The sequence below is a fragment of the Streptomyces sp. NPDC002309 genome, assembly GCF_053593375.1.
In genome coordinates this window covers 1-24,147 of record NZ_JBSFCI010000066.1, presented here as the reverse complement: position 1 = coordinate 24,147, position 24,147 = coordinate 1, and the positions used below count along the sequence as shown (strand labels likewise).

Here is a 24,147-nt window from a genome sequence, read left to right as displayed (position 1 = left end):
GTGGCGCCGAGGGCACGGCGCCGGCGCCACCCGCGGCCGCGGGCCAGGCCGCACCGGTACCACCCGCGGCGGCCGGCGCACCCGCTCCGCCGTCGCCGCCGGAAGCCGCCGCCGCACCCCGCCGGTCCGGAATCCCCAGCTTGTCGGCCGCCTCCTGCAACCACTCCGGCGGACTCAACAGGAACGACGTCTGATGCAGATCCACCCGCTCCGGCGGCGCCGCCACCGGAGCGGACGCCCCGTCAGAACGCCCGTACTCCTCCTCGTAGCGCCGGATGACCTCACCCACCGGCAGCGCCGGCCACAGCGTCGCCTCCCCGCTGTCCCGCGCGATCACCAGCCGGTGCGTACCGCCGTCCGAACGCGGACCGTCCGAGCGGTCCTCGGCCCACACCACGAACCCGAGCTCGAACTCCCGCACCCGCACCTCACGATGCTGGTACGACGGAACATCGCCGTTGATCCACTCCTCGGCACGCTCCTGCGCCTGCGCGAAGGTCACCATCGTCAGCTCACTCCCCCACAGACACCGAGGACGGAGCGTCGACCACCCGCGCGAACCCGCCGTCCACCATCAGATTCGCCACCGTGTCCAACTCCGGCGGCGAACCGGCCAGCCGCGACAGGAAGGCGTCGAAGTCCTCCCCGCACGGCAGCAGCAACCGCTCCACCCGCTCGGCCGGCGGCCACGACGGATCGACGTCGCGCGCGTCGTCGTACGCGCAGAACCACACCGACCCGAGCCTCTCGCCCTTGACCTTCACGGCCAGCAGACCGCCCTGCACGAACCCGACACCCAGGTAGTCCTTGGTGAGATGGTCACGCAGGCACTTGTTCACGTACACCAGGTCGTTGACCGCCGCCTCGTCACGCACCGTGAAGAACGGCTGGTCGATCAGCAGCCCCAACTCCGCGTCCAGCGCGGTCCCGACGGGCGCACACCCACCCGCCGCCTTCAGGAACGAACGGTACGCACCCGGCAACCGGTACCCGAGCTCCTCCTCGACCCCCAGCACCTGCGCCTCCGTCACCGCGGGCCCCGACTTCGGCAACCCGAAGTGCGCCGGCCGCGTCTCCTGGAGCGGCCGCGTACCCCGCTTCGTCTGGTCCACCGCGGCCGTGGCGATCCCACCGTGATGCCGCAGCAGCGCCTTCACCTCGACCGGCACCAACTCCAGCCGCCGCGTGCCCGCCACGTGATGCCACGTCCACCCGTGCGGCGTCGCCACCGGCGCCACCGTGTCCCACAGATCGTGACCGGACGCCGACAACGCCGCGTTCGCCGACACATAGTCCGTCAGCCGCAACTCGTCGACACCGAATCCCGCCGGCGGATCCGCGATCTCCGCCGCCGCACGCGCGTAGGCCGAGAAGTCGGGATAGCCGTGCTCGTCCACCCGCACCCCTCCCGGATGACGGGCCGCCCGGACCGGATCCGGGAAATGCACGACCTGCCCGGCATAGGCCGCGTTCGGCGGCGCGGCTTGTCCCCCGGCCTGGCGGCCGGGAGGTGCCCCCAGCCCGAGCCGACCTGTCGTCATGTCGGTTGCCCCCTGCGGCACTCTGGTACGACCCGTAGCGGACTTTCTGAACCCTTCGGCCCGCTACGCCCCGTATCGACTGTCTCCAACGCGATGCCCGCGCCTCATGGTGCCGACAGCCTATGCGGTACGACGAAACCGGTCACCGGCGCACGTCACAGCACCGGAAACCCGTACTCCGCCCACGGTGACCAGCCGTCACCCCACCGTGACGGCCCGCTCCGAACCGGGCGTGTCGCGGCGCCCCAGCTTCCACACGGGCCACGGCATTTGGCACTCTGTGTCCGCCGGGGGGATGCACGGGAGGGGAAAAACGATCATGAACGCGACGCAAACAGGGCCACACGCCGGCACTTCCGGCGACCCTCGCATCGACTGGAGCGCCACCGACGGCCGCCCCGCACCCACCCTCCAGCACCGCCGCGACGGCATACTCCCGACCGTCGCCGCCGCCCTCTCCGTCCGCGGCGCCACCCTCACCGGCACCGCCGCCCGCGGCGACCAACCCCCCGCCCTCCACCCCCTCGTACAGGACTTCCTCGACACCCTCACCAGCGCCCAGCGCGACCGCTTCACCGGCCGCTGCGCCGAAGCCATCCTCATCTCCCGGCACATCGCCACCGCGGACGCCGCCCGCAGCAGACGCGCGGCCCGGAAGCCCATGACCAACGGCGAAGCCCGCAAGACCCTCAAGCAGGCCAAGCTCACCACCCGCCGCATCCGCGAGGACGGCGACCCCCTGCACGGCAGCTTCGCCACCCCGTGCCGCGCCTGCACCGCCCTCACCGACCACTTCGGCGTCCGCGTCATCGACCCCACCACGACGGACGACTGACGTCCGACGGCTGACGTCCGACAACCGGACCGGGCTTCCCCACGGCGGCCCCGCACCGCACGCACCGCACGACGAACGAGGGCAGATGCACACCGACCGCACCTCCACCACCCGCTTCGCCGTACCCGTCGACGCCGCCCTGCGCGACGCCGGCTGGCAACCCGGCCGCTGGGACATCAAGCAGGCCGAGATCTGGGCCGACACCCTGCGCGAGCACACCTCACCGGCCGGCCACCGACACGCCGTCTTCCCCGCCGCGGTGGAGGCATGGGCCGAATTCGGCGCCCTGCGGATCACCCCCACCGGCCCCGGACGCCGGCTCTCCCCCGCACATCTCCACCTGGACCCACTCCACGGCCTGCACCTGGCCCGCACCCTCGGCGACCTCGGCCGCGCCCTCGACACCGAGGTCAGCCCCCTCGGCGCCGAACCCGACACCCAGGCCCTGCTCGCCATCGACACCGAAGGCCGCGTCTACGCCCTCGACCACACCGGCGACTGGTACCTCGGCCCCGACATCGACACAGCCCTCACCGGCCTCGTCTCCGGCACCGAACCACTGCGCCTGACCGCCGGCTGACGACGCCGACGGCGATACCCACAGCCCGACGCCCTACGAAGACGCCGGAATCACCGCCGACACCCGAAAACCCCCCGCGTCCGTCGGCCCGGACACGAACACCCCACCCAGACCGACGACCCGCTCCCGCATCCCGACCAGACCGTTGCCCCCCGAAGGCAACCGCGCCGCCGACGCCGACGCCACCTCCGGCGGCGGCTCGTTCTCCACCTGCATCGCGATCTCCGACACCCGATGCGCCAGCCGCACATGGGTCTTCGCCCCCGCCGCATGCTTGTGGACGTTCGTCAACGCCTCCTGCACCACACGGAACGCCGTCTGCTCCACCCCCCGCGCATACGAACGCGCCTCCCCCTCCACCGACAGACGCACCACCATCCCCGCGGCGGCCGACTGCCCGATCAACTCGTCCAGCTCCGACAGACAGGGCCCCTCCCCCACCCCGCCCTCCTCGGCCGGAACCACCCGCGAAGCCGCCGCGGCGGCAGCCGCGGCAGCCCCCACCGCCGCCAGCGGCACCGACGCCTGCTCACCCCGCCCCGCACCGCCGTCCCCGCTGCGCAGCACCCCGAGCATCTCCCGCAACTCCGTCAGCGCCTGCCGCCCCATGTCACCGACCAGCGCCGCGTTCTTCACCGCCTTCTCCGGGTCCTTGCGCGCGACGGCCTGCAACGCCGCGGCGTGCACGACCATCAGACTCACCCGATGCGCGACGACGTCATGCATCTCCCGCGCGATCCGCGTCCGCTCCTCGTTGCGCGCCCACTCCGCCCGCTCCTCCGCCCGCTCCGCGAGCAGCTGAAGCTCCCGCTCCAGGCTGTCGGCACGCTCCCGCAGACTCTCCATCAGCCGACGCCGCGCACCCACGTACAGCCCCAGCAGCAACGGCGGAGCCGTCACACCCAGCGACGCGGTGATCGAGACGAACGGGACGACCCACTCGCCGATCCCCACATCCCCCCGCGCCATGTCCTGCTGCGCCCGGACGGACGTCACCACCAGCGTGCCCACCAGCGACATCCCCGCCAGCGCCGCGATGATCCGGCGCGGCAGCTCCGACGCGGCGAGGGTGTAGAGCCCGACGATCGTCAGCACGAAGCCCATCTGGGCCGGTGAGATCGCGATCGACACCAGCACCACCGGGATCGGCCACATCCGGCGCAGCAGCAGCGTCGAGCCGGCCAGCACACCGAAGACGACACCCGCGGCGACCGGGATGCCCGCGTCCCGCGCGAACGGCACCCCCTCGACACCGCACTCGACCGCGGACAGCAGCGCGAGCGTCCCGTCCAGTACGGCACTGCGCCATCTCGCCCACCACCACGGGCCCGACAGGCCCTGGGCGCGCTCTTCCCCCGTCGTGGTCATGCCCTCCAGCCTACGGGCGGGGGCCATGGCTTTTCCGGCGAGTTTCGACGACTTGGCCACACCACACTGCGTAGCCGAACAGCGACGAAACCCCCTGGAAACCCTCGAACCACTGAACCGCAATCGTTCGCCCCCGGAGCGGAGCATTCCGCCCGGACGGTATACACATGGCACATTCACAGGGCAAGTACGCGAACTTCGAGGGACTACGGGAGCAGGCGATCGCCTTGCGGCGGGCGGGCCTCAGCCGACGCGAGATCCGCGATCGGCTGCACGTCGACAACAACGACATCCTCAACCGGCTCCTGGACGGCGAGCCGCCCCCGGACTGGACGAGACGACCGAACGCGAAGGACGACCTGCGTGACAAGGCGCGCGAGTTGCGGCTGCAAGGCTGGACGTACGACCGGATCCAGGTGGAGCTGGGCTGCTCGAAGAGTTCGATCTCGCTGTGGGTACGGGATCCGCCGACGCCGGAACGACGGAGACGAACGCGCGCGGAAGCCTCGGACATCGCGAAGCGGGGCTGGGAGGCCGAGCTACGGCTGCGCGAAGAGGAGCGTCGGCGTACCAGGCAACTGGCCACGGCGGAGATCGACCGGTTGAGCGACCGCGAACTCTTCCTGATCGGCGTCGGCCTCTATTGGGCCGAGGGAGCCAAGAGCAAGCCGCACAGCCGCCGAGAGCGCATCACCTTCGTGAACAGCGACCCGAACATGATCACGGTCTTTCTGGCCTGGCTGCGTCTGCTGCGCGTGGATCCCGAGAACCTCCGATTCGCGGTGCAGATCCACGAGAGCGCCGACGTGACGGCCGCCGAGAGGTTCTGGGCGAGCCATGTCGACATCGAGCCGACCGCCCTCATGAAGACGACACTCAAGAAGCACAACCCCAGCACCAACCGGAAGAACACCGGGGGCGACTACCACGGGTGCCTGCGAGTCGACGTGAGGGGCGGAGCTGACTTGTATCGTCGCGTCGAAGGCTGGTGGTACGGCATAGTAGGGGCTGCCACCGCACACGATCGTTCAAATCGGACATAGCGGTAATCCCGGGTCGTCTAAGGGCAAGACGTCAGATTTTGGTTCTGATCATGGGGGTTCGAGTCCTCCCCCGGGAGCACATCCTTAGTTCGGGTCCTGACCGGTCATCGCCCTGTCAGGGCCCGCTCTCATTTCGCCCCACCCCCACCCCGGTATCCTGCGGTTGTCCACACCCCCTCCACAGCCGAAGGGCATCCTGTGAGCGCCATTCGCCCGGCAGCCGTCGTCGTACTCGCAGCGGGTGAGGGCACCCGTATGAAGTCGGCCACACCGAAGGTCCTGCACGAGATCAGCGGACGTTCCCTGGTCGGCCATGTCCTCGCCGCCGCCGGTGAGTTGAAGCCCGAGAACCTCGTCGTGGTCGTCGGGCACGCCCGGGAGCAGGTCACCGCGCATCTCGCCGAGGTCGCCCCGGACGTACGTACCGCCGTCCAGGCGCAGCAGAACGGCACCGGTCACGCGGTCCGGATGGGTCTGGAGGAGCTGGGCGGCGCTCTCGCGGGGACCGTCGTGGTCGTCTGCGGTGACACCCCGCTGCTGACCGGCGCGACGCTCAAGGACCTCGCCCGCACCCACGCGGAGGACGGCAACGCGGTCACGGTGCTGACCGCCGAGGTGCCGGACGCGACGGGGTACGGGCGGATCGTGCGGGATGCCGCCTCGGGTGCGGTGACGGCGATCGTGGAGCACAAGGACGCGTCCCAGGAGCAGCGGGCGATCCGGGAGATCAATTCCGGTGTGTTCGCGTTCGACGGCCTGCTGCTGACGGAGGCGCTGGGGCAGGTGCGGACGAACAACTCCCAGGGTGAGGAGTACCTGACGGACGTGCTCGGCATCCTGCGGGAGGCGGGGCATCGTGTGGGTGCCTCGGTGGCCGGTGATCACCGTGAGATCGCGGGGATCAACAACCGGGTGCAGCTGGCGGAGGCCCGCCGGATCCTGAACGACCGGTTGCTGACGGCGGCGATGCTGGAGGGTGTCACCGTGGTGGATCCGGGTTCGACGTGGGTCGACGTGGGTGTGACGTTCGAGCAGGACGTCGTGGTGCTCCCGAACACGCTGCTGCAGGGTTCGACGCATCTGGGCGCGGGGTGTGAGGTCGGTCCGAACAGCCGGCTGAAGGACACCCGGGTCGGGGCGGGCGCGCGGGTCGACAACACGGTGTCGGACGGCGCGGTGGTCGGTCCGGAGGCGACGGTGGGGCCGTACGCCTATCTGCGTCCGGGGACGCGGCTGGGGCGGAAGGGCAAGATCGGGACGTACGTCGAGACGAAGAACGCGTCGATCGGTGAGGGGACGAAGGTGCCGCATCTGTCGTATGTCGGGGATGCGACGATCGGCGAGAACTCGAACATCGGCGCCGCGAGTGTGTTCGTGAACTACGACGGTGAGGAGAAGCACCACACCACCGTCGGGTCGCACTGCAAGACGGGTTCGGACAACATGTTTGTGGCGCCTGTCACGATCGGGGACGGTGCTTACACCGCCGCCGGGTCCGTGATCACGAAGGACGTACCGCCCGGTTCGCTGGCCGTGGCCCGTGGCCAGCAACGGAATATCGAGGGTTGGGTGGCGCGTAAGCGTCCGGGGAGCGCGGCGGCGAAGGCGGCCGAGGCGGCTTCCCGGAAGCCGGAAGGTGACGGCTGACCGGAAACAGGTACGTCTGGGACGGCGTACCGTGATAAGTGCACACCCGCACCCACCAGCTGAGACGACGCTTTTCGTCCAGTTGAGACGTCGTGTCGACATCCAGCTGAGACACCTCTGAGGAGACAGTGCTGTGACCGGGATCAAGACGACCGGCGAGAAGAAGATGATGTTCTTCTCCGGCCGCGCCCACCCCGAGCTTGCCGAGGAGGTCGCCCACCAGCTGGGTGTGGGGGTTGTCCCCACCAAGGCCTTCGACTTCGCCAACGGCGAGATCTATGTGCGGTACCAGGAGTCGGCGCGCGGTGCCGACTGCTTCCTGATCCAGAGCCACACGGCTCCGATCAACAAGTGGATCATGGAGCAGTTGATCATGATCGACGCCCTGAAGCGGGCGTCGGCACGCTCCATCACGGTCATCGTGCCGTTCTACGGTTACGCCCGGCAGGACAAGAAGCACCGTGGTCGTGAACCGATCTCGGCGCGTCTGATCGCGGACATGATGAAGACGGCCGGTGCGGACCGGATCCTGACCGTGGATCTGCACACGGACCAGATCCAGGGCTTCTTCGACGGTCCGGTGGACCATCTGTTCGCGCTGCCGCTGCTCGCGGACTACGTGGGCAAGAAGGTGGACCGCGCGAAGCTGACGGTGGTCTCGCCGGACGCCGGCCGGGTACGGGTCGCGGACCGCTGGTGCGACCGGCTGGGCGCGCCGCTGGCGATCGTGCACAAGCGGCGGGACAAGGACGTCGCGAACCAGGTGACGGTCCACGAGGTCGTGGGCGAGGTCAAGGGCCGGGTGTGTGTCCTGGTCGACGACATGATCGACACGGGTGGGACGATCTGTTCCGCTGCCGACGCGCTGTTCGCGCACGGCGCGGAGGACGTGATCGTGACGGCGACGCACGGTGTGCTGTCGGGTCCGGCGGCGGACCGGCTGAAGAACTCGCGGGTGGGCGAGTTCGTGTTCACCAACACGCTGCCGACGCCGGGTGAGCTGGCCCGGGACATGGACAAGATCTCGGTGCTGTCGATCGCGCCGACGATCGCGCGTGCGGTGCGTGAGGTGTTCGAGGACGGTTCGGTGACGAGCCTGTTCGACGAGCAGTGATCCGCTAGCCCTTCCGCTTGATCGATTTTTCTGCGGCCTCCCCGCCGAGTATCCTGTCCAGGTTGCTCGGCGAGGGAGGCCGTGGTCCGTTTCCGGACGGGGTACGGCGGTCCGTTATCGACGCGCTCTTCGTAGCAGGCCGTTCGTGGCCGGGTGACCACGTCCCACCTGTCTTCTACGAGGAGTGATCGTCATGTCCGAGGTGAAGCTCGCCGCCGAGTCCCGCACGGAGTTCGGCAAGGGTGCCGCCCGTCGTATCCGCCGCGACAACAAGGTTCCCGGTGTGCTGTACGGCCACGGTTCCGACCCGCTGCACCTGACCCTCCCGGGTCACGAGCTGCTGTTGGCGCTGCGTACGCCGAACGTCCTGATCTCCCTGGACATCGACGGCAAGTCCAACGAGCTGGCGATCCCGAAGTCCGTGCAGCGTGACCCGCTGCGGGGCTTCCTGGAGCACGTCGACCTGCTGCTGGTCAAGCGCGGCGAGAAGGTCACCGTCGAGGTCCCGGTCGTCGCCGAGGGCGAGCTGGCGGCCGGCGGCAACCTGCTGGAGCACGTGCTGAACGCGCTTCCGGTCGACGCCGAGGCCACCCACATCCCGGAGAACTTCACCGTCTCCGTGGAGGGTCTCGAGGCCGGTGCCTCGATCCACGCCAAGGACATCAAGCTCCCGAACGGTGTCACGCTGGCCGTCGACGAGGACGCCGTCGTCCTGCAGGTCCTGGCCGCGCAGGCCGAGGAGGCCCCGGCGGGCGAAGAGGGCGGCGCGGGCGAAGAGGCCGCTGCCGAGGCCTGATCGCTGTAGCTTGCCGGCCGCTGTCTCCCTCGCGGGGGCGGCGGCTGGTGGCGTATCCAAGGAGATGTGGACGTGACGACCGACGCGGATGCCCCCTGGCTGATCGTGGGGCTGGGCAATCCTGGGCCCGAGTACGCGATGAACCGGCACAACGTGGGCTTCATGGTGGCGGATCTGCTCGCGGAGCGGATCGGGGGCAGGTTCAAGCGGGCGGGCAAGGCGCAGGCGCAGGTCGTGGAGGGCCGGATCGGTCCGCCGGGGCCGGCGAGCCGCCGGGTGGTGCTGGCGAAGCCGATGTCGTTCATGAACCTCTCCGGGGGCCCGGTGAACGCGCTGCGTGACTTCTACAAGGTGCCGCTCGCCCATGTGGTCGCGGTCCACGACGAGCTGGACATCGACTACGGGACGCTGCGTCTGAAGCTCGGGGGCGGCGACAACGGGCACAACGGGCTGAAGTCGATGACGAAGGCGATGGGGCCGGACTATCACCGGGTGCGGTTCGGGATCGGCCGGCCTCCGGGTCGTATGCAGGTCGCCGATTTCGTGCTCAAGGACTTCTCGTCGGCGGAGCGCAAGGAGCTGGACTACTTCGTGGACCGGGCGGCCGACGGGGTGGAGTGTCTGGTGAGCGAGGGGCTGGAGCGGGCGCAGAGTTCGTACAACTCCTGACGTGTCACCCGGCTCGGTTGACTGGTCGTGCAGGCATGGCCAAGGATCGCGGCCATGCCTTCTGCCGTCGTCTCCAGTCAGGGCGCGTCCGTCGCGCTGCGGTTCGGGCGGTTCGCGGCGATGGGTGCCGTCGCGGCGCTGATCCTGATCGCGGGGGTGTGGGCGTCCTGGAGCACCGCCCAGTACGTGATGCTCACCCAGGGCCGGGAGAGCGGGACGATCAAGGTGACCGGTTGCGCGGGCGCCGTCTGCTCGGGCCCGTACACGCCGGTCTCGGCGGGGTCGCAGGCCCGTGAGCGGGTCGTCGTCGAGAAGAGCGCGGCCGTGCGGGACGGGCAGACGTACACCGTGGTGATGAAGCCGGGCGGCGACGAGGTCGTACGGTCCGGGCCCGCCGGGGTGCTGTACTCCTGGGTGCCGCTGGGTGGCGCGCTGCTGCTCGCCTCGGTCGTGGTCGCCGGCGGGCTCGGGCGCGTCCGGGCCGCCTGGGTGATGGCCGGCGCCGGGCTCGCGCTGATCACCGCGGCCTTCGTCGTCGTGTAGGACCCCTGACGTGGGTGTGCCCCCATGCTCCTGAGGAGCGCGGGGGCACACCTGTGTCCGGGGTGCTCAGCCCGTGTTGCGCAGGCCGGCCGCCACGCCGTTCACGGTCAGGAGCAGGGCCCGCGCGAGGAGCGGGTCCGGCTCGGCGCCCGCGGCGGCGGCGTCGCGCTGCCGCTTGAGGAGGGCGACCTGGAGGTAGGAGATCGGGTCCAGGTAGGCGTCGCGGATGGTGAAGGTCTGCTTCAGCTCCGGCTGGGCGCCGAGGAGTTCGTCCCCGCCGGTGATCCGCAGGATCTCGGCGACGGTGAGGGCGTGCTCGGCGCGGATGGTGTCGAAGACGTGCTTCAGCTCGTCCGGGACGAGGGTGTCGACGTAGTGGCCGGCGATCCGCAGGTCGGTCTTGGCCAGCGTCATCTCGACGTTGGAGACGAAGTTGCGGAAGAAGTGCCACTGCCCGTACATCTCGTCGAGCACGGTGTCGAGGCCCGCCTCGCGCAGCGCCTTCAGGCCGGAGCCGACGCCGAACCAGCCGGGGACGATCTGCCGGGACTGGGTCCAGCCGAACACCCAGGGGATGGCGCGCAGCCCGTCGAGGCCGGCGCCGGAGTCGGGGCGGCGCGAGGGCCGGGAGCCGAGGTGGAGGTCGGCGAGCTGGTCGACGGGGGTGGAGGCGAAGAAGTAGGCGGGCAGGTCGGGGTCCTCGACCAGCCTGCGGTACGCCGAGTGGGCGGCGTCGCTGACCACGTCCATCGCGGCGTCCCAGCGGGCGAGTGCCTCCACGGACTGGCGGGGCGCGGTGTGCAGGGCGGACGCCTGGAGGGTGGCGGCGACCGTCAGTTCCAGGTTCTCCCTGGCCAGGGACGGGATCAGGTACTTGTCGGAGATGACCTCGCCCTGCTCGGTCACCTTGATCTCGCCCTCCAGGGTGCCCCAGGGCTGGGCGAGGATGGCGTCGTGGGTGGGGCCGCCGCCGCGGCCGACGGTGCCGCCGCGGCCGTGGAAGAGCCGCAGCCGTACGCCGTAGCGGTGGGCGACGTCGCGCAGCCGGCGCTGGGCGCGGTGGATCTCCCACTGGGAGGTCGTGATGCCGCCGAACTTGGAGGAGTCGGAGTAGCCGAGCATGACCTCCTGGACGTCGCCGCGGAGCGCGACGAGCCGCCGGTAGGAGGGGTCGGCGAGCATGTCCTCCAGGATGGAGTCGGCCGCCTTGAGTTCGTCGGTGGTCTCCAGCAGCGGCACGATGCCGATCTTGGCCCAGCCGGCGTGCAGGTCGATCAGGCCGGCCTCGCGGGCGAGCAGGGCGGCGGCGAAGACGTCGTCGGCGCCCTGGCACATCGAGATGATGTACGACTCGACGACCTCGGGCCCGAAGACCTGCAGGGCCCGCTTGACGGTCCGGAAGACGCCGAGGGTCTTGGCGCCGGCCGCGTCTACGGGGGCGGGGGTCGGGGCCAGCGGGCGGCGCGAGCGGAGCTCCTTGGCGAGGAGCTTGGTGCGGTAGTCGCGCGGCATGTCGGCGTAGCGCCAGGACTCCTCGCCGAGCCGGTCGAAGAGCTGGCCGAGGGCGTGGTGGTGGGCGTCGGCGTGTTCGCGTACGTCCATCGTGGCGAGCTGGAGGCCGAAGGCGGACAGGGTCCGGATGGTGCGGTCCAGGCGGCCGTCGGCGGCGAGGCCGCCGCGGTGGGCGCGCAGGGAGGCCTGGATCAGCTTGAGGTCCTGGAGCAGCTCGGCGGTGCCGAGGTAGTCGCGGCCGGCCTGGTGGGGGGTGCCCTTGGCGAGGCGCTGCTTGGTGTTCTCCAGCTTCTGGCGGATGCAGGTGGCCTTGAGGCGGTAGGGCTCCTCGGCGTTGAGGCGCTTGTAGCGGGGGCTGATCTCGGGCAGCTGCTCCAGGTCGGCCTGGAGGGAGTCCAGCAGATCGTCGGTGGCGCCGGTGTAGCGGATGGAGTTCGACAGGAAGCCGCGGAGCTCGTCGACCATCTCCAGGGCGTCGTTGATGCCGTGCTCGTGCTGGAGGATCAGCACCTCCCAGGTGACCTCGGGGGTCACGTTGGGGTTGCCGTCGCGGTCGCCGCCGATCCAGGTGCCGAAGGTGACGGGGCGGGTGTCGTCGGGGAGCTTGACGCCGACGCGCTCCAGTTCCGCCGTCAGGTCCTCCAGGACGTCGCCGACGGCGCCGGCGTGCAGCTCGTCCAGGTAGTAGATCGCGTTGCGGGCCTCGTCGGCGGGTTCGGGCCGTACGACGCGCAGTTCGTCGGTCTGCCAGACCAGGTCGATGTTCTCGGCCAGCCGGATGTCGTGGCGGCGGCGGTCGGACTCGATGACGGGGGTCTCCAGCAGCTTGGCGATGCGCCGCAGCTTGTTGAGGACCGAACGGCGGGCGGCTTCCGTGGGGTGGGCCGTGAATACCGGACGAACATTGAGATGGCGGACGGTCTCCCGCAGGTGCTCGGGGTCGGCGTCCTTCAGCCGGTCGGCGGTGCGGGCCAGGAGCCCGCCCTCGGCGGCGCGGCGGGCGCGCAGCTCGCGGCCCCGGTGCACCTGCTCGGTGACGTTCGCAAGGTGGAAGTAGGTGGAGAAGGCGCGGACCAGCTTGGCCGCGGTCTCCAGTTCCGTGCCGCGCAGCAGTTCGGCGGCGGCCTCGCCGTCCTCCCGGGTCAGTCGGCGTACCCTCTCGACGAGTTCCAGCAGCTCAGGGCCCTCCTGGCGGACGAGGGTCTCACCGAGGAGATCGCCGAGACGGCGGATGTCGGCGCGCAGTTCGCTGCTGGTCGTGGTGGTCTGGTCGTCGGCACTGCTCACAGGTGCGGCTCCTTGCAGTGTTGAAGCTCGTCTGAAGCTCGTGTGGGAGGGAACCCGGTGACCGTCGCACGGCGGGAGCCGTATTACGGGCCGGACTTCCGGGGAAGGAATCAGAGCGGACCGCGCTGTCCGACCGACTCCCAGGATAGGTGTCGGGCGGACGCGCAGGATCAAGGGCTCTTGCCGCCGGGCGGCGCGCTGACATACTTACGACGCCGTAGGTTACGCGCCCGTAGGAATGTCTCGTTCCGACCGAGTCATACCTCCGGCACCCGCAGCCCGGCACCTCTCCACCCACGACCCCCCAGGGGACGCCCCATGACCACGAGTTCCGATGTGATCGACGACGCCCCGAAGTCGACCTCGCAGGACACCGCCGCATCCCTCGCCGCCGCCACGCTCGGCGGCGACAAGAAGGGCGCCGTCGAGCAGGGCGCGCTCCTGCTCTTCATCGTCGTCCCGTTCCTCGCTCTGACCGCGGCCGTACCGCTCGCCTGGGGCTGGGGGGTGAGCTGGCTGGATCTGGGGCTGCTGGTCTTCTTCTACTTCCTCGGCTGCCACGGCATCACGATCGGTTTCCACCGGCACTTCACCCACAGCTCGTTCAAGGCCAAGCGGCCGTTGAAGATCGCGCTGGCGATCGCCGGCTCCATGGCGGTCGAGGGCCCCCTGGTGCGCTGGGTGGCCGACCATCGCAAGCATCACCAGTTCTCCGACGCGGAGGGCGACCCGCACTCCCCGTGGAAGTACGGCGAGACGCTGCCGGCGCTGATGAAGGGCCTGTGGTGGGCGCACATCGGCTGGATGTTCGACGAGGAGCGCACCCCGCAGGACAAGTACGCCCCGGATCTGGTCAAGGACCGGACGCTGCGGGCGATCTCGCGGCAGTTCCTGCTCTGGACGATGCTGTCGCTGGCGCTGCCCGCGCTGATCGGCGGGCTGGTGACGATGTCCTGGTGGGGCGCGTTCACGGGGTTCTTCTGGGGCTCGCTCGTCCGGGTGGCGCTGCTGCACCACGTGACCTGGTCGATCAACTCGATCTGCCACGCGGTGGGCAAGCGGCCCTTCAAGTCGAGGGACCGCTCGGGCAACGTGTGGTGGCTGGCGGTCCTGTCCTGCGGTGAGTCCTGGCACAACCTGCACCACGCCGACCCGACGTCGGCGCGGCATGGTGTGGAGCGCGGCCAGATCGACTCCTCCGCCCGGCTGATCCGCTGGTTCGAGCGCGCCGGGTGGGCGTACGACGTGCGCTGGCCGTCACGCTCGCGTATCGATTCCCGACGTCAGGACGGGGAAGGCGGCTCCCGACGCGGGCGGGAGGCCGCGAAGGCGGCATGATTGACGCCGTGGCGACCGACTCCAGCACCCCCAGCAACGAGAAGCCGCGGCGGACGCGCCGTACCCGTATGACCGGTGCGGAGCGGCGCCAGCAGTTGCTGGAGATCGGTCGCACCCTCTTCGCCGCGAAGGGCTTCGAGGGCACGTCGGTGGAGGAGATCGCGGCGAAGGCCGGGGTGTCCAAGCCGGTGGTGTACGAGCACTTCGGCGGCAAGGAGGGGCTGTACGCGGTCGTCGTGGACCGTGAGATGCGCCGCCTGCTGGACATGGTGACCGGCTCGCTGACGGCCGGCCACCCGCGCGAGCTGTGCGAGCAGGCGGCGTTCGCGCTGCTGGACTACATCGAGGAGTACACGGACGGATTCCGCATCCTGGTCCGTGACTCCCCCATCCCCCAGTCGACGGGTTCCTTCGCGTCGCTGATCTCGGACATCGCCACCCAGGTCGAGGACATCCTGGGCCGGGAGTTCAAGAACCGCGGCTTCGACTCGAAACTGGCCCCGCTGTACGCCCAGGCCCTGGTCGGGATGGTCGCGTTGACCGGGCAGTGGTGGCTGGAGGTGCGCAGGCCGAAGAAGGCGGAGGTGGCGGCGCACCTGGTGAACCTGGCGTGGCACGGGCTGGACGGCCTGGAGCAGAAGCCGCGGCTGATCGGGCACCGCAAGAGCTGAGCGCTTCGCGGGGGGGCGGGGTGCACGCGGGCTTCCCGTGCCCGCGGACTGTCGGTGGCCCAGGGTTGTCGGTGGCCCAGGGTTGTCGGTGGCCCAGGGTTGTCGGTGGCCGCGGCGGCGTTGTGGCGGGCGCGGGAGGGCCAGGTAGGGTCAGTCAGATCGGCTCCAGGACCTCCAGGCGGTTGCCGACCGGGTCCGCGCAGTGGAAGCGGCGGTGGCCCGGAAGGGCATGCCGAGGATGTCCACGTAGAAGCGGCGCAGACGCTCCTCGGAGGCGGGAGGGGCCGCGCGCTGGACGTGGTCCATGGCGGTGATCATCCGGCCTCCTTGTGGGCGACGGCGAAGACGCGGCGGAACAGGAACGCGGTGCCGTGGCCGGTCGACGGATACGCCTCGCGAAGAGCTGCGCGGTACTCGTCCTCGAAGGCGCGGGCCGCCTGCGGGTCGTCGGCGAGGGCGGTCAGGACGGGGCGCAGTCCGGTGCCCTTCACCCAGTCCAGGACGGGGTCCTGCCCGGTGAGGAGATGGACGTACGTGGTCTCCCAGACGTCGGCGGTGCAGCCGAGGCCGGTGAGGCGCGCGAGGTACGCCTCGGGGGTGAGGACGGCGTCGTCGTGCCGCAGGGTGCCGGCCAGGCGGTCCCTCCAGCGCGGGGACGCCGCCAGATCGCGCATCAGGCGGTGGCTGGGGGCGGCGAAGTTGCCGGGCACCTGGAAGGCGAAGGTGCCGCCCGGGACGAGGCCGGCGATCCAGTCGGCGAAACGGTCCGCGTGCCCGGGGATCCACTGGAGCGCGGCATTGCTGACGATCAGGTCGTACGGCTCGTCGGGCGTCCAGGTGCGCAGGTCGGCGTGGGCGAAGTCGAGGTGGGCGGTGCCGGCGTGCTCGGCACGGGCGCGCCCGAGCATCTCCGGGGAGTTGTCGTAGCCGGTGACGCGGGCGGCGGGCCGGCGCGCGGCGAGCAGCGCGGTGAGGTGTCCGGGGCCGCAGCCGAGGTCGGCGACGCGGGGCTGGTCGGTGGGCGGCTCCGGGAGGTGCGCCAGCAGGTCGGTGAAGGGACGGGCGCGGTGTCCGGCGTGCCGCAGGTACTGGGCGGGGTCCCAGGTGGGGTCGGCCATGTCCTCAGCTTGACAAACCGGGTATCTCGACGTCAAGAGACTTCACGTCGACACAACCACTACACTGATCGCCATGGAGGACGAGGTCGATCGGCTGGTCGCAGCGTGGCGCCGGGAGCGCCCGGACCTCGACGTGGAACCGCTGGAAGTGCTCAGCCGGGTGAGCCGGCTGGCTCGGCACCTGGACCGTGCGCGTCGGCTGGCTTTCTCCGAGCACAGTCTGGAGCCGTGGGAGTTCGACGTCCTGACGGCGCTGCGGCGGGCGGGGACGCCGTATCAGCTGTCGCCGGGACAGTTGCTGACGCAGACGTTGGTCACCTCGGGCACGATGACGAACCGTATCGACCGGCTGGCGAAGAAGGGCCTGGTGGAGCGGTTGCCCGATCCCAGTGACCGACGGGGTGTGCTGGTCCGGCTCACCGGCGAGGGGCAGGATCGGGCGGATCAGGCGCTGGCGGGGCTGCTCGATCAGGAGCGGGCGATTCTCGCGGAGTTGTCCCGGGCGCAGCGGGCCGAACTGGCGGCGTTGTTGCGGCAGTTGACGGCACCGTTCGACAACATTCCTGGTTAGGCCGTCGTGTGTCCGCGGGTGCGCGGGGGCTGGTCGCGCAGTTCCCCGCGCCCCTGAGGAACGCCGCCGCGACGCCTGCCAACACCCGCCCCCGGGACACCCGAAGCCGGCCGCCACTCGTCCGCGGACGCACGAGTGCCGGTCGCGCAGTTCCCCGCGCCCCTGAAGTGGGCTCGCTTGCCTCTGCGGGGGAACGCTCAGGCGCTGTTGCTTTCCTCCGGTGTGATGCGGGACGTCGGGCCCAGGTCCGCCGGGCCCACGCCGGCGCGGCGGGCGAGTGCGACCGCGGCGAGGGTGGAGTGGACGCCGAGTTTGCCGAGGACGTTCTGCATATGCGTGCGTACGGTGTGCGGGGAGAGATAGAGCCGCTCGGCGACGGCCTTGCGGCCGAGGCCCGCGACCATGCAGCGCAGCACCTCCCGCTCGCGCGGCGTGAGGGACTCCACCAGCCGCTCGCTCTCGGTGCGGTGCCTGCGGGTCGCGGTCAGCTCGCGCAGCACACCCGTGAGCAGCGCGGGCGGCAGATGCGTCTCGTCGCGCAGGACGCCCCGGATGACGGTGAGCAGCCGGGACAGCGAGCAGTCCTTGGCGACCCAGCCGCTCGCGCCGACCTGCAGGGCGAGCGCCGCCCGCCGGGGGTCGTCCTTCTCGGCGAGCACGACGACCCGCACCCCGGGCTGTGCGACGCGGACCCCCGCGACCAGGGAGATCCCGTCCACGACGCCGTCGCCGCCCTCCTGTACGGGCACGGCGGGCCGTATCCCGGGCACGGTGCCGCCCAGATCGGCGTCGACGAGCAGCACGTCGAAGCGCCGGCCCTCCGCGGCCGCGCGCTCCAGGCTGCGTACCGCGGCGGGACCACTGCCGGCCGCGGAGACGTCGACGTCCGGCTCGGCGGCGAGTGCCGCCGCGAGGGACTCGGCGAAGATGCGGTGGTCGTCGACGACCAGGACTCGGATGCGTACCACGAAACCCCCTTCCCCGAGCTCTGGAAGAGCAGGGGACGCCCATCGTCGGGAGCCGGTGACCGGTGCGGGCACGACACCCGAAGCAGTCCTGGGCAGGTGTCTCCGCCGTTCCCCAGGACGGGGTCGCCGCAGCCGCACGGCCGCCGCCGTGCAGAAACTGCTACCCCCACTTCGGGCGTCGTACCCGACTTGTCTCGCCCCCTGAAAAGCACCGGCCCCCACCGGTGCTTTCATCAGAGTACGGACGGTGGCCAGGAGCGGAAGGCAATTTGCAGAACTGGCCGTCCGGCACGTTTATGGTGAGCCGCATGTTTCGTCTTGAGACAGAAGTCGACAGGACCCGGCGCGATCTTCTCCGTTCGCGGCTCCGCGACACCAATACGGCAGCCTCACCGATCCTGCGCGCCCTGCGTGGAACGCCCGACGCCCGCGAAACCCCCCTGCATGTCTGGGCGTTGGACGCGGGCGGCGACCTGGCCGGCGGCCTGGTCGGGCACACCTGGGCGAGCTGGCTGCATGTGACGTACCTCTGGGTGGACGGCCACCACCGCGGCAGCGGCCTCGGCTCACGCCTGCTGGCGCGGGCCGAGGGCGTCGCCCGTGAGGAACGCCGCTGCACCGCCGCCCGCGTGGAGACCTGGGACTTCCAGGCCCCGGACTTCTACCGCGGGCAGGGCTACGAGGTGGTGGCCGCGATCCCCGACTACCCGCCCGGCATCACGGAGTTCACCCTGACGAAGCCCCTCGTCACCGGCTGAGGGCGACCGCCCTGCCGCAGCCTCCACCGAACCGCGACCGCCACCGCACCACAGCCGCCACCCGGCCTCAGTCAGTCCACCGACAGCCGCCACCCGGCCGCAGAAGCCCACCCCACAGCCGCCGCCCAGCCGCAGCAGCCCTGCCACCGCCGCCCGTACCGCAGCCGCTTCCTACCGCAGCCGCCGCGCTCCCGGCGAAGGCACCGCCTCGAACACCCGGGGCTCCGGGAAGCCCGCCGCCGCGAACGCCTCGGTGACCGCCTTGGTGACACCGTCGACGTCCGCCACCTCCGCGAGGACGATCGCCGAGCCGCCGAAGCCGCCGCCCGTCATCCGGGCGCCGAGCGCGCCGGCCGACAGCGCGGTGTCGACGACCAGGTCCAGTTCGGGGCAGGAGACCCGGAAGTCGTCCCGCAGCGAGGCGTGGCCCTCGGTGAGGACCGGGCCGATCGCCCGGGTCCCGCCCGACTCCAGCAGGCCGACGACGCGTTCGACGCGCTCGTCCTCGCTGACCACGTGCCGGACCAGACGGCGCACCTCCTCGTCGTCCCCGAGGCGGTCGAGCGCCGCGTCCAGCCCGTCGTACGGGATGTCGCGCAGGGCGTCGACGCCCAGCAGGGCGGCGCCCTTCTCGCAGCCGGCGCGGCGCTTGCCGTACTCGCCGGTGCTGTGTTCGTGCTTGACCTGGGTGTCGACCACCAGCAGGCGCATGCCCTCGGCCGCCAGATCGAAGGGGATCTGGCGCTGGGAGAGGTCGCGGGTGTCGAGGAACAGGGCGTGGCCCGCGGTGCAGCAGGCGGACGCGGTCTGGTCCATGATGCCGACGGGGGCGCCGACGTAGACGTTCTCGGCGCGCTGGCACAGGCGGGCCAGCTGCCAGCCCTTGAGGCCGAGTGCGTACAGGTCGTTCAGGGCTAGGGCGACCACCACCTCCAGCGCCGCCGAGGACGACAGACCCGCGCCCGCCGGGACCGTGGAGGCCAGGTGGATGTCCGCGCCGGTCACCTCGTGGCCCGCGGCGCGCAGCGCCCAGACGACGCCCGCCGGGTACGCGGTCCAGTCCCGGTCCGACTCCGGCTCGAGCGCGTCCAGGCGCAGCTCGGCCACGCCGCCCTCGACGTCCGCCGAGTGCAGCCGCAGCACGCCGTCGGTGCGCGGGGAGACCGCGGCGACCGCGGTGTGCGGCAGCGCGAACGGCATCACGAAGCCGTCGTTGTAATCGGTGTGCTCGCCGATGAGGTTGACCCGTCCCGGCGCGGCCCACACTCCGTGCGGATCGGCCCCGTACAGCTCCCGGAACCGCTCCGCGACGGTTTCGGCGACCGTCTTGCTGGCCTCGCTCATGCCCTGACCCCTGACCTTCCGTACGTCTCTACTTGCCGCGCCGCTGCGCGAACTCCCAGGCGTCCGCGACGATTCCGGCGAGATCCGCGCGGGACGGGTTCCAGCCGAGCCGCTCGCGGGCGGCCTGCGCCGACGCCACCAGCACCGCCGGGTCGCCGCCCCGGCGCGGGGCCGCGACCTCGGGGATCGGGTGGCCGGTGACCTGACGGGCCGTCTCGACGACCTCGCGGACCGAGAAGCCGTTGCCGTTGCCGAGGTTGCAGATCAGGTGCTCGCCGGGGACGGCCGCGCCGACGGCCAGCAGGTGGGCCTCCGCGAGGTCCGCCACGTGGATGTAGTCCCGCACGCAGGTGCCGTCCGGCGTCGGGTAGTCGTCGCCGTAGACGGAGATCGCGTCGCGCCCGCCCTGGGCCACCTGGAGGACGAGCGGGATGAGGTGCGACTCGGGGTCGTGCCGCTCGCCGAACTCGCCGTACGCGCCCGCGACGTTGAAGTAGCGCAGCGACACCGCGCCCAGCCCGTGCGCCCGCGCCTCACCGGTGATCATGTGGTCGACGGCGAGCTTGGAGGCGCCGTAGGGGTTGGTCGGCGCGGTCGGCGCGGACTCGACGATCGGGACCTCCCGCGGCTCGCCGTAGGTCGCGGCGGTGGAGGAGAAGACCAGCTTGCGCACCCCGGCCGACCGCATGGCGGCGAGCAGGGCCATGGTGCCGCCGACGTTGTTGTCCCAGTACTTCTCGGGCTTCACGACGGACTCGCCGACCTGTGAGAAGGCGGCGAAGTGGAGCACCGCGTCGAACGAGCTGTCCAGCCACTTCTCGGCGTCGCGGACGTCGCCCTCGACGAAGGAGGCACCGGCGGGCACGCCCTCACGGAACCCGGTGGACAGGTTGTCGAGGACGACGACCTCGTGGCCCGCTTCCAGCAGATGCTGGGCGACGACACTGCCGACGTATCCGGCTCCGCCGGTGACCAGGTACTTCCCGCTCATGAACTAGCTACCTCTCGCAGTCGCTCGGCCGCGCGCTCCGGCGGCACGTCGTTGATGAACACGCTCATGCCGGACTCGGAGCCCGCGAGGAACTTCAGCTTGCCGGAAGTTCGGCGAATGGTGAAAAGCTCCAGGTGGAGTGCGAAGTCGTCACGGCTGACGCCGTCGAACTCCGCCAGCCGGCCGAACGGCGCCTGGTGCCAAGCGGCGATGTACGGCGTCGGAGGCTCACCCTCGCCGAAGATCCGGTCGAAGCGCCTCAAGAGTTCCAGATAGACCCGGGGGAATTCCGAGCGTGCCGCCTCGTCCAGCGCGAGCAGGTCGGGCACCCGGCGCCGCGGGTACAGGTGGACCTCGTACGGCCAGTGCGCGGCGAACGACACGAAGGCGACCCAGTGTTCACCCTCAAGGACGACGCGCCCGCCGGCGAGTTCGCGCTCCACGACGGCGTCGAAGAGGTTCTCCCCGCCCGTGGCCTCCCGATGGGCCGCGACGGAACGGAGCATCAGGGCGGTGCGGGGGGTGGTGAAGGGATAGGCGTAGATCTGCCCGTGCGGGTGACCCAGTGTCACACCGATCTCCGCACCCCGGTTCTCGAAACAGAACACCTGCTCGACGGAGGGCAGATGGGACAGCTCCGACGTCCGGTCGGTCCACGCGTCCAGGACCAGCCGCGCCTGCTCCTCGCCCAGACCGGCGAAGGACGCGTCGTGGTCGGAGGTGAAGCAGACGACCTCGCAGCGCCCGGAGTCACCGGCCAGCGAGGGAAAACGGTTCTCGAAGACCACGACGTCGTACGACGAGTCCGGGATCTCGCTCAGCCGCTCGCCCCGCGTGGGGCACAGCGGGCACTGGTCGGCCGGCGGATGGTAGGTGCGGCCCTGGCGGTGGGAGGCGATCGCGACCGAGTCGCCCAGCAGGTCGTCGCCGCGGATCTCGGAGCTCGTCACGGTCGGCTCCAGCGGGCGGCGGTCGACCGCGTCCCGTACGGAGTCGTCACGCAGGTCGTAGTAGATCAGCTCGCGGCCGTCCGCCAACCGGGTCGAGGTCTTCTTCACCGCGGACTCCTCATTCGAGCCACTCAATCATTCAACAGAACCCAACACACCAAAACACAACTCACCACCGCAGTCAACATCACAATCAATCAGAACTCGACATCGAAAGGGTTCAATGAGCAGACGCTCAGGCACACGTTCCGGGCCGGATGAGTTCACGCGACGAAGCGAGGGCCTATGGAAACCCCCACATATCTCTCCGCCGAGCTACGGCTCCCCACCAACTGGCTCGACTACACGATCCTCGGCGTCTACTTCGCCGTCGTGCTGGGCATCGGCCTCGCCGCCCGCCGGTCGGTCAGGACCACCCTCGACTTCTTCCTGTCCGGCCGCTCCCTGCCCGCATGGGTCACCGGTCTCGCGTTCATCGCGGCCAACCTGGGCGCCACCGAGATCCTCGGCATGGCCGCCAACAGCGCGCAGTACGGCGTCTACACCACGCACTGGTACTGGATCGGCGCCGTCCCGGCGATGGTCTTCCTGGGCCTGGTGATGATGCCGTTCTACTACGGCTCCAAGGTCCGCTCGGTCCCGGAGTTCCTCCTGCTCCGCTTCGACAGGGCGGCGCATCTGCTCAGTTCGATCCTGTTCGCCTTCGCCGCCGTCCTGATCGCGGGCGTCAACCTCTACGCGCTCGCGATCGTCGTGGAGGCGTTGCTCGGCTGGCCGGAGTGGGTGGCGATCGTCGTGGCGGGCTTCTTCGTGCTCGCCTACATCACCCTCGGCGGCCTCTCGTCCGCGATCTACAACGAGGTGCTGCAGTTCTTCGTGATCCTCGCCGCCCTCATCCCGATCACGGTCCTCGGCCTGAGGAAGGCCGGCGGCTGGGACGGCCTGACGAACACCCTCACCGCCGAGCACGGCGGCGACTTCGTGACCGCCTGGGGCGGTACCGGCATCGGCGACCCCAACCCGCTCGGCGCGAACTGGCTCACCATCGTCCTGGGCCTCGGCTTCGTGCTCTCCTTCGGCTACTGGACCACCAACTTCGCCGAGGTCCAGCGCGCGCTGTCCGCCAGGAACCTCTCCGCGGCCCAGCGCACACCGCTGATCGCCGCGTTCCCGAAGATCTTCATCGTCTTCCTGGTGATGATCCCGGGCCTGGTCGCCGCCGCCCTGATCCCGGGTTTCGGCACACCCGAGTCGGGCTACCAGTACAACGACGCGATCCCGTACCTGATGCAGGACCTGCTCCCCAACGGCGTCCTCGGCATCGCGGTGACCGGCCTGCTGGCGGCGTTCATGGCGGGCATGGCGGCCAACGTGTCCTCCTTCAACACCGTCTTCACCAACGACATCTGGGCGAAGTACGTCAAACGCGGCCGGGAGGACGGCTACTACGTGCGCTTCGGCCGCCTCATCACCGCGATCGGCGTCCTCGCCTCCATCGGTACGGCGTTCCTGGCGTCGTCCTTCTCGAACATCATGGCCTACCTCCAGACGCTGTTCTCCTTCTTCAACGTCCCGATGTTCGTCGTCTTCATCATCGGCATGTTCTGGAAGCGCGCGTCGATGAAGTCGGGCTTCTGGGGCCTCCTCGCCGGCACGACGGCGGCGATGGTCAACTACTTCGTCATCTACGAACAGGGCGTCGTCGACATCCCCTCCGACCAGGGCGCCAACTTCGTCTCCGCGATCGCGGGCTTCGTGGCCGGCGCGGTGGTCATGGTGGCCGTCTCCCTGTTCACCGCCCCCAAACCGGAGCGCGAACTCCAGGGCCTCGTCTACGGCACCCGCTCACCCGGCATGGCGGAGCCGCCCGCGGAGGGCGACGACGCGTGGTACCGCAAGCCGGCACTGCTCGGCTGGGGCGCGGTGATCCTGGCGGCCGCCTGCTACATCCCGTTCTCGTTCTGACCCGGAGAGGAAACCATGTCGGAGCACCCCGAAAGCCCGGAGAACGACGTCCAGCGGGAGGTCACCGAACTGGAGGGCAGGTCGGCGACGGCCGCCCGCCTGTTCGACATCCGACGCATCATCGGCGGCCTGTTCGTCCTCTACGGCGTCATCGTCACGATCACCGGCCTCACCGACGACGAAGCCGCCCTGGCCAAGGCCGAAGGCGTCAACATCAACCTCTGGACCGGCCTGGGCATGCTCCTGCTGGGCCTCTTCTTCCTGACCTGGCTGAAACTCCGCCCCACGGCACCCCCACCGGACGCCCCCGAAGGCGAATGACACCCCCGAGCCCGGACGCACCCGCAGCCGCGCACGGCGGGAAGGAACCGCACCGTGAGCGCCGGCCCACGACCCCCGCACCCGCACCCGCACCGGCGGACAGAGGCCAGGCCGACGACAACCCCCCACACCCGCGCACGACGACGAACCCGCACCCACGGACAGAGGCGGGGCCGACGACAACCACCCCCGAACGCGCACCCGCACACGGCGCGAT

Annotated in this window: 23 protein-coding genes, 1 tRNA gene and 1 pseudogene; 15 read left to right on the top strand and 10 right to left on the bottom strand. The window is 70.5% G+C overall.

Annotated features, from left to right (window positions below):
- Both ACWCPM_RS32930 and ACWCPM_RS32925 read right to left on the bottom strand, forming a co-directional pair.
- Positions 1-505 (bottom strand): annotated as a pseudogene (locus ACWCPM_RS32930) (SUKH-4 family immunity protein); the annotation flags it as partial.
- 7 nt (positions 506-512) lie between these two features.
- Positions 513-1,541: an SMI1/KNR4 family protein gene (locus tag ACWCPM_RS32925; protein WP_450979941.1), complete on the bottom strand. Its 1,029-nt coding sequence runs from the start codon at positions 1,539-1,541 to the stop codon at positions 513-515.
- Between the two features lie 319 nt (positions 1,542-1,860).
- Between ACWCPM_RS32925 and ACWCPM_RS32920 the strand changes: the two genes are divergently transcribed.
- Positions 1,861-2,376, top strand: coding sequence for a YwqJ-related putative deaminase (locus ACWCPM_RS32920; protein ID WP_450979940.1), 516 nt, complete (start codon positions 1,861-1,863; stop codon positions 2,374-2,376).
- 85 nt (positions 2,377-2,461) lie between these two features.
- Complete coding sequence (locus tag ACWCPM_RS32915; RefSeq protein WP_450979939.1) at positions 2,462-2,956, top strand: SUKH-3 domain-containing protein; 495 nt, start codon at positions 2,462-2,464, stop codon at positions 2,954-2,956.
- A gap of 33 nt (positions 2,957-2,989) precedes the next feature.
- Here ACWCPM_RS32915 and ACWCPM_RS32910 read toward each other — a convergent pair whose 3' ends face one another.
- A complete protein-coding gene (locus ACWCPM_RS32910; RefSeq protein ID WP_450979938.1) occupies positions 2,990-4,324 on the bottom strand; it encodes a sensor histidine kinase in 1,335 nt (444 codons plus the stop codon).
- A 167-nt stretch (positions 4,325-4,491) separates the two neighbouring features.
- On the opposite strand from ACWCPM_RS32910, the gene ACWCPM_RS32905 reads away from it, so the two are divergent.
- The 7 genes from ACWCPM_RS32905 (at position 4,492) to ACWCPM_RS32875 (ending at position 10,136) form a co-directional block, all read left to right on the top strand.
- On the top strand, positions 4,492-5,367 hold the full coding sequence (locus ACWCPM_RS32905) for a hypothetical protein (protein WP_450979937.1): 876 nt from the start codon (positions 4,492-4,494) through the stop codon (positions 5,365-5,367).
- A gap of 6 nt (positions 5,368-5,373) precedes the next feature.
- Positions 5,374-5,444, top strand: a tRNA-Gln gene (locus ACWCPM_RS32900).
- 121 nt (positions 5,445-5,565) lie between these two features.
- Complete coding sequence (gene glmU, locus ACWCPM_RS32895; protein ID WP_450979936.1) at positions 5,566-7,014, top strand: bifunctional UDP-N-acetylglucosamine diphosphorylase/glucosamine-1-phosphate N-acetyltransferase GlmU; 1,449 nt, start codon at positions 5,566-5,568, stop codon at positions 7,012-7,014.
- Between the two features lie 133 nt (positions 7,015-7,147).
- Entirely contained in the window at positions 7,148-8,128 is a 981-nt protein-coding gene (locus ACWCPM_RS32890) for a ribose-phosphate diphosphokinase (protein ID WP_450979935.1), read from the top strand.
- 193 nt (positions 8,129-8,321) lie between these two features.
- Positions 8,322-8,924, top strand: coding sequence for a 50S ribosomal protein L25/general stress protein Ctc (locus ACWCPM_RS32885; RefSeq protein ID WP_450979934.1), 603 nt, complete (start codon positions 8,322-8,324; stop codon positions 8,922-8,924).
- 66 nt (positions 8,925-8,990) lie between these two features.
- Positions 8,991-9,593, top strand: a complete 603-nt coding sequence (pth, locus tag ACWCPM_RS32880; RefSeq protein ID WP_450979933.1) for an aminoacyl-tRNA hydrolase — start codon at positions 8,991-8,993, stop codon at positions 9,591-9,593.
- Positions 9,594-9,647: 54 nt separating this feature from the next.
- On the top strand, positions 9,648-10,136 hold the full coding sequence (locus tag ACWCPM_RS32875) for a hypothetical protein (protein ID WP_450979932.1): 489 nt from the start codon (positions 9,648-9,650) through the stop codon (positions 10,134-10,136).
- 66 nt (positions 10,137-10,202) lie between these two features.
- Here the strand turns inward: ACWCPM_RS32875 and ppc are convergent, their stop codons facing one another.
- Positions 10,203-12,935 (bottom strand): phosphoenolpyruvate carboxylase, encoded by a 2,733-nt coding sequence (gene ppc / locus ACWCPM_RS32870; RefSeq protein WP_450979931.1) that lies wholly within the window; start codon positions 12,933-12,935, stop codon positions 10,203-10,205.
- A gap of 318 nt (positions 12,936-13,253) precedes the next feature.
- Here ppc and ACWCPM_RS32865 point away from each other — a divergent pair, with 318 nt between their 5' ends.
- Positions 13,254-14,273, top strand: coding sequence for an acyl-CoA desaturase (locus ACWCPM_RS32865; protein ID WP_450979930.1), 1,020 nt, complete (start codon positions 13,254-13,256; stop codon positions 14,271-14,273).
- The gene (locus ACWCPM_RS32860) at positions 14,270-14,944 is read left to right on the top strand and encodes a TetR family transcriptional regulator (protein ID WP_450979929.1); all 675 of its coding nucleotides are present in this window, start codon (positions 14,270-14,272) and stop codon (positions 14,942-14,944) included. Before ACWCPM_RS32865 ends, ACWCPM_RS32860 begins: the two co-directional genes overlap by 4 nt.
- 150 nt (positions 14,945-15,094) lie before the next feature.
- On the opposite strand, the gene ACWCPM_RS32855 is transcribed toward ACWCPM_RS32860, so the two are convergent.
- The gene (locus ACWCPM_RS32855) at positions 15,095-15,262 is read right to left on the bottom strand and encodes a hypothetical protein (RefSeq protein ID WP_450979928.1); all 168 of its coding nucleotides are present in this window, start codon (positions 15,260-15,262) and stop codon (positions 15,095-15,097) included.
- Positions 15,259-16,062: a trans-aconitate 2-methyltransferase gene (locus ACWCPM_RS32850; RefSeq protein ID WP_450979927.1), complete on the bottom strand. Its 804-nt coding sequence runs from the start codon at positions 16,060-16,062 to the stop codon at positions 15,259-15,261. Before ACWCPM_RS32850 ends, ACWCPM_RS32855 begins: the two co-directional genes overlap by 4 nt.
- A gap of 73 nt (positions 16,063-16,135) precedes the next feature.
- Between ACWCPM_RS32850 and tamR the strand changes: the two genes are divergently transcribed.
- The gene (gene tamR, locus ACWCPM_RS32845; protein WP_450979926.1) at positions 16,136-16,633 is read left to right on the top strand and encodes a MarR family transcriptional regulator TamR; all 498 of its coding nucleotides are present in this window, start codon (positions 16,136-16,138) and stop codon (positions 16,631-16,633) included.
- A 197-nt stretch (positions 16,634-16,830) separates the two neighbouring features.
- Here tamR and ACWCPM_RS32840 read toward each other — a convergent pair whose 3' ends face one another.
- A complete protein-coding gene (locus tag ACWCPM_RS32840) occupies positions 16,831-17,601 on the bottom strand; it encodes a LuxR C-terminal-related transcriptional regulator (RefSeq protein ID WP_450979925.1) in 771 nt (256 codons plus the stop codon).
- Positions 17,602-17,897: 296 nt separating this feature from the next.
- Here ACWCPM_RS32840 and ACWCPM_RS32835 point away from each other — a divergent pair, with 296 nt between their 5' ends.
- On the top strand, positions 17,898-18,359 hold the full coding sequence (locus ACWCPM_RS32835; RefSeq protein ID WP_450979942.1) for a GNAT family N-acetyltransferase: 462 nt from the start codon (positions 17,898-17,900) through the stop codon (positions 18,357-18,359).
- A 171-nt stretch (positions 18,360-18,530) separates the two neighbouring features.
- On the opposite strand, the gene galK is transcribed toward ACWCPM_RS32835, so the two are convergent.
- Genes galK through galT form a run of 3 tightly spaced genes read right to left on the bottom strand, consistent with a single transcriptional unit; the run spans position 18,531 to position 21,752 of the window.
- Positions 18,531-19,703, bottom strand: coding sequence for a galactokinase (gene galK / locus ACWCPM_RS32830; protein ID WP_450979924.1), 1,173 nt, complete (start codon positions 19,701-19,703; stop codon positions 18,531-18,533).
- Positions 19,704-19,731: 28 nt separating this feature from the next.
- Entirely contained in the window at positions 19,732-20,694 is a 963-nt protein-coding gene (galE, locus tag ACWCPM_RS32825) for a UDP-glucose 4-epimerase GalE (RefSeq protein WP_450979923.1), read from the bottom strand.
- Positions 20,691-21,752 carry a galactose-1-phosphate uridylyltransferase gene (gene galT, locus ACWCPM_RS32820; protein ID WP_450979922.1) on the bottom strand — a complete coding sequence of 354 codons (1,062 nt, stop codon included), beginning with the start codon at positions 21,750-21,752 and terminating at the stop codon, positions 20,691-20,693. Before galT ends, galE begins: the two co-directional genes overlap by 4 nt.
- A 177-nt stretch (positions 21,753-21,929) precedes the next feature.
- Here galT and ACWCPM_RS32815 point away from each other — a divergent pair, with 177 nt between their 5' ends.
- Complete coding sequence (locus tag ACWCPM_RS32815; protein ID WP_450979921.1) at positions 21,930-23,609, top strand: sodium:solute symporter family protein; 1,680 nt, start codon at positions 21,930-21,932, stop codon at positions 23,607-23,609.
- Between the two features lie 15 nt (positions 23,610-23,624).
- On the top strand, positions 23,625-23,930 hold the full coding sequence (locus ACWCPM_RS32810) for a hypothetical protein (RefSeq protein ID WP_450979920.1): 306 nt from the start codon (positions 23,625-23,627) through the stop codon (positions 23,928-23,930).
- Positions 23,931-24,147 lie beyond the last annotated feature (217 nt).

Excerpts from the sequence above, each read along its gene's own strand:
- ACWCPM_RS32925 (WP_450979941.1), bottom strand. The coding sequence starts at position 1,541 with ATGACGACAGGTCGGCTCGGGCTGGGGGCACCTCCCGGCCGCCAGGCC.
- ACWCPM_RS32920 (WP_450979940.1), top strand. The coding sequence starts at position 1,861 with ATGAACGCGACGCAAACAGGGCCACACGCCGGCACTTCCGGCGACCCT.
- ACWCPM_RS32915 (WP_450979939.1), top strand. The coding sequence starts at position 2,462 with ATGCACACCGACCGCACCTCCACCACCCGCTTCGCCGTACCCGTCGAC.
- ACWCPM_RS32910 (WP_450979938.1), bottom strand. The coding sequence starts at position 4,324 with ATGACCACGACGGGGGAAGAGCGCGCCCAGGGCCTGTCGGGCCCGTGG.
- ACWCPM_RS32905 (WP_450979937.1), top strand. The coding sequence starts at position 4,492 with ATGGCACATTCACAGGGCAAGTACGCGAACTTCGAGGGACTACGGGAG.
- ACWCPM_RS32885 (WP_450979934.1), top strand. The coding sequence starts at position 8,322 with ATGTCCGAGGTGAAGCTCGCCGCCGAGTCCCGCACGGAGTTCGGCAAG.
- ACWCPM_RS32875 (WP_450979932.1), top strand. The coding sequence starts at position 9,648 with ATGCCTTCTGCCGTCGTCTCCAGTCAGGGCGCGTCCGTCGCGCTGCGG.
- ACWCPM_RS32865 (WP_450979930.1), top strand. The coding sequence starts at position 13,254 with ATGACCACGAGTTCCGATGTGATCGACGACGCCCCGAAGTCGACCTCG.
- ACWCPM_RS32860 (WP_450979929.1), top strand. The coding sequence starts at position 14,270 with ATGATTGACGCCGTGGCGACCGACTCCAGCACCCCCAGCAACGAGAAG.
- ACWCPM_RS32855 (WP_450979928.1), bottom strand. The coding sequence starts at position 15,262 with ATGATCACCGCCATGGACCACGTCCAGCGCGCGGCCCCTCCCGCCTCC.
- ACWCPM_RS32850 (WP_450979927.1), bottom strand. The coding sequence starts at position 16,062 with ATGGCCGACCCCACCTGGGACCCCGCCCAGTACCTGCGGCACGCCGGA.
- tamR (WP_450979926.1), top strand. The coding sequence starts at position 16,136 with ATGGAGGACGAGGTCGATCGGCTGGTCGCAGCGTGGCGCCGGGAGCGC.
- ACWCPM_RS32835 (WP_450979942.1), top strand. The coding sequence starts at position 17,898 with ATGGTGAGCCGCATGTTTCGTCTTGAGACAGAAGTCGACAGGACCCGG.
- galK (WP_450979924.1), bottom strand. The coding sequence starts at position 19,703 with ATGAGCGAGGCCAGCAAGACGGTCGCCGAAACCGTCGCGGAGCGGTTC.
- galE (WP_450979923.1), bottom strand. The coding sequence starts at position 20,694 with ATGAGCGGGAAGTACCTGGTCACCGGCGGAGCCGGATACGTCGGCAGT.
- ACWCPM_RS32815 (WP_450979921.1), top strand. The coding sequence starts at position 21,930 with ATGGAAACCCCCACATATCTCTCCGCCGAGCTACGGCTCCCCACCAAC.
- ACWCPM_RS32810 (WP_450979920.1), top strand. The coding sequence starts at position 23,625 with ATGTCGGAGCACCCCGAAAGCCCGGAGAACGACGTCCAGCGGGAGGTC.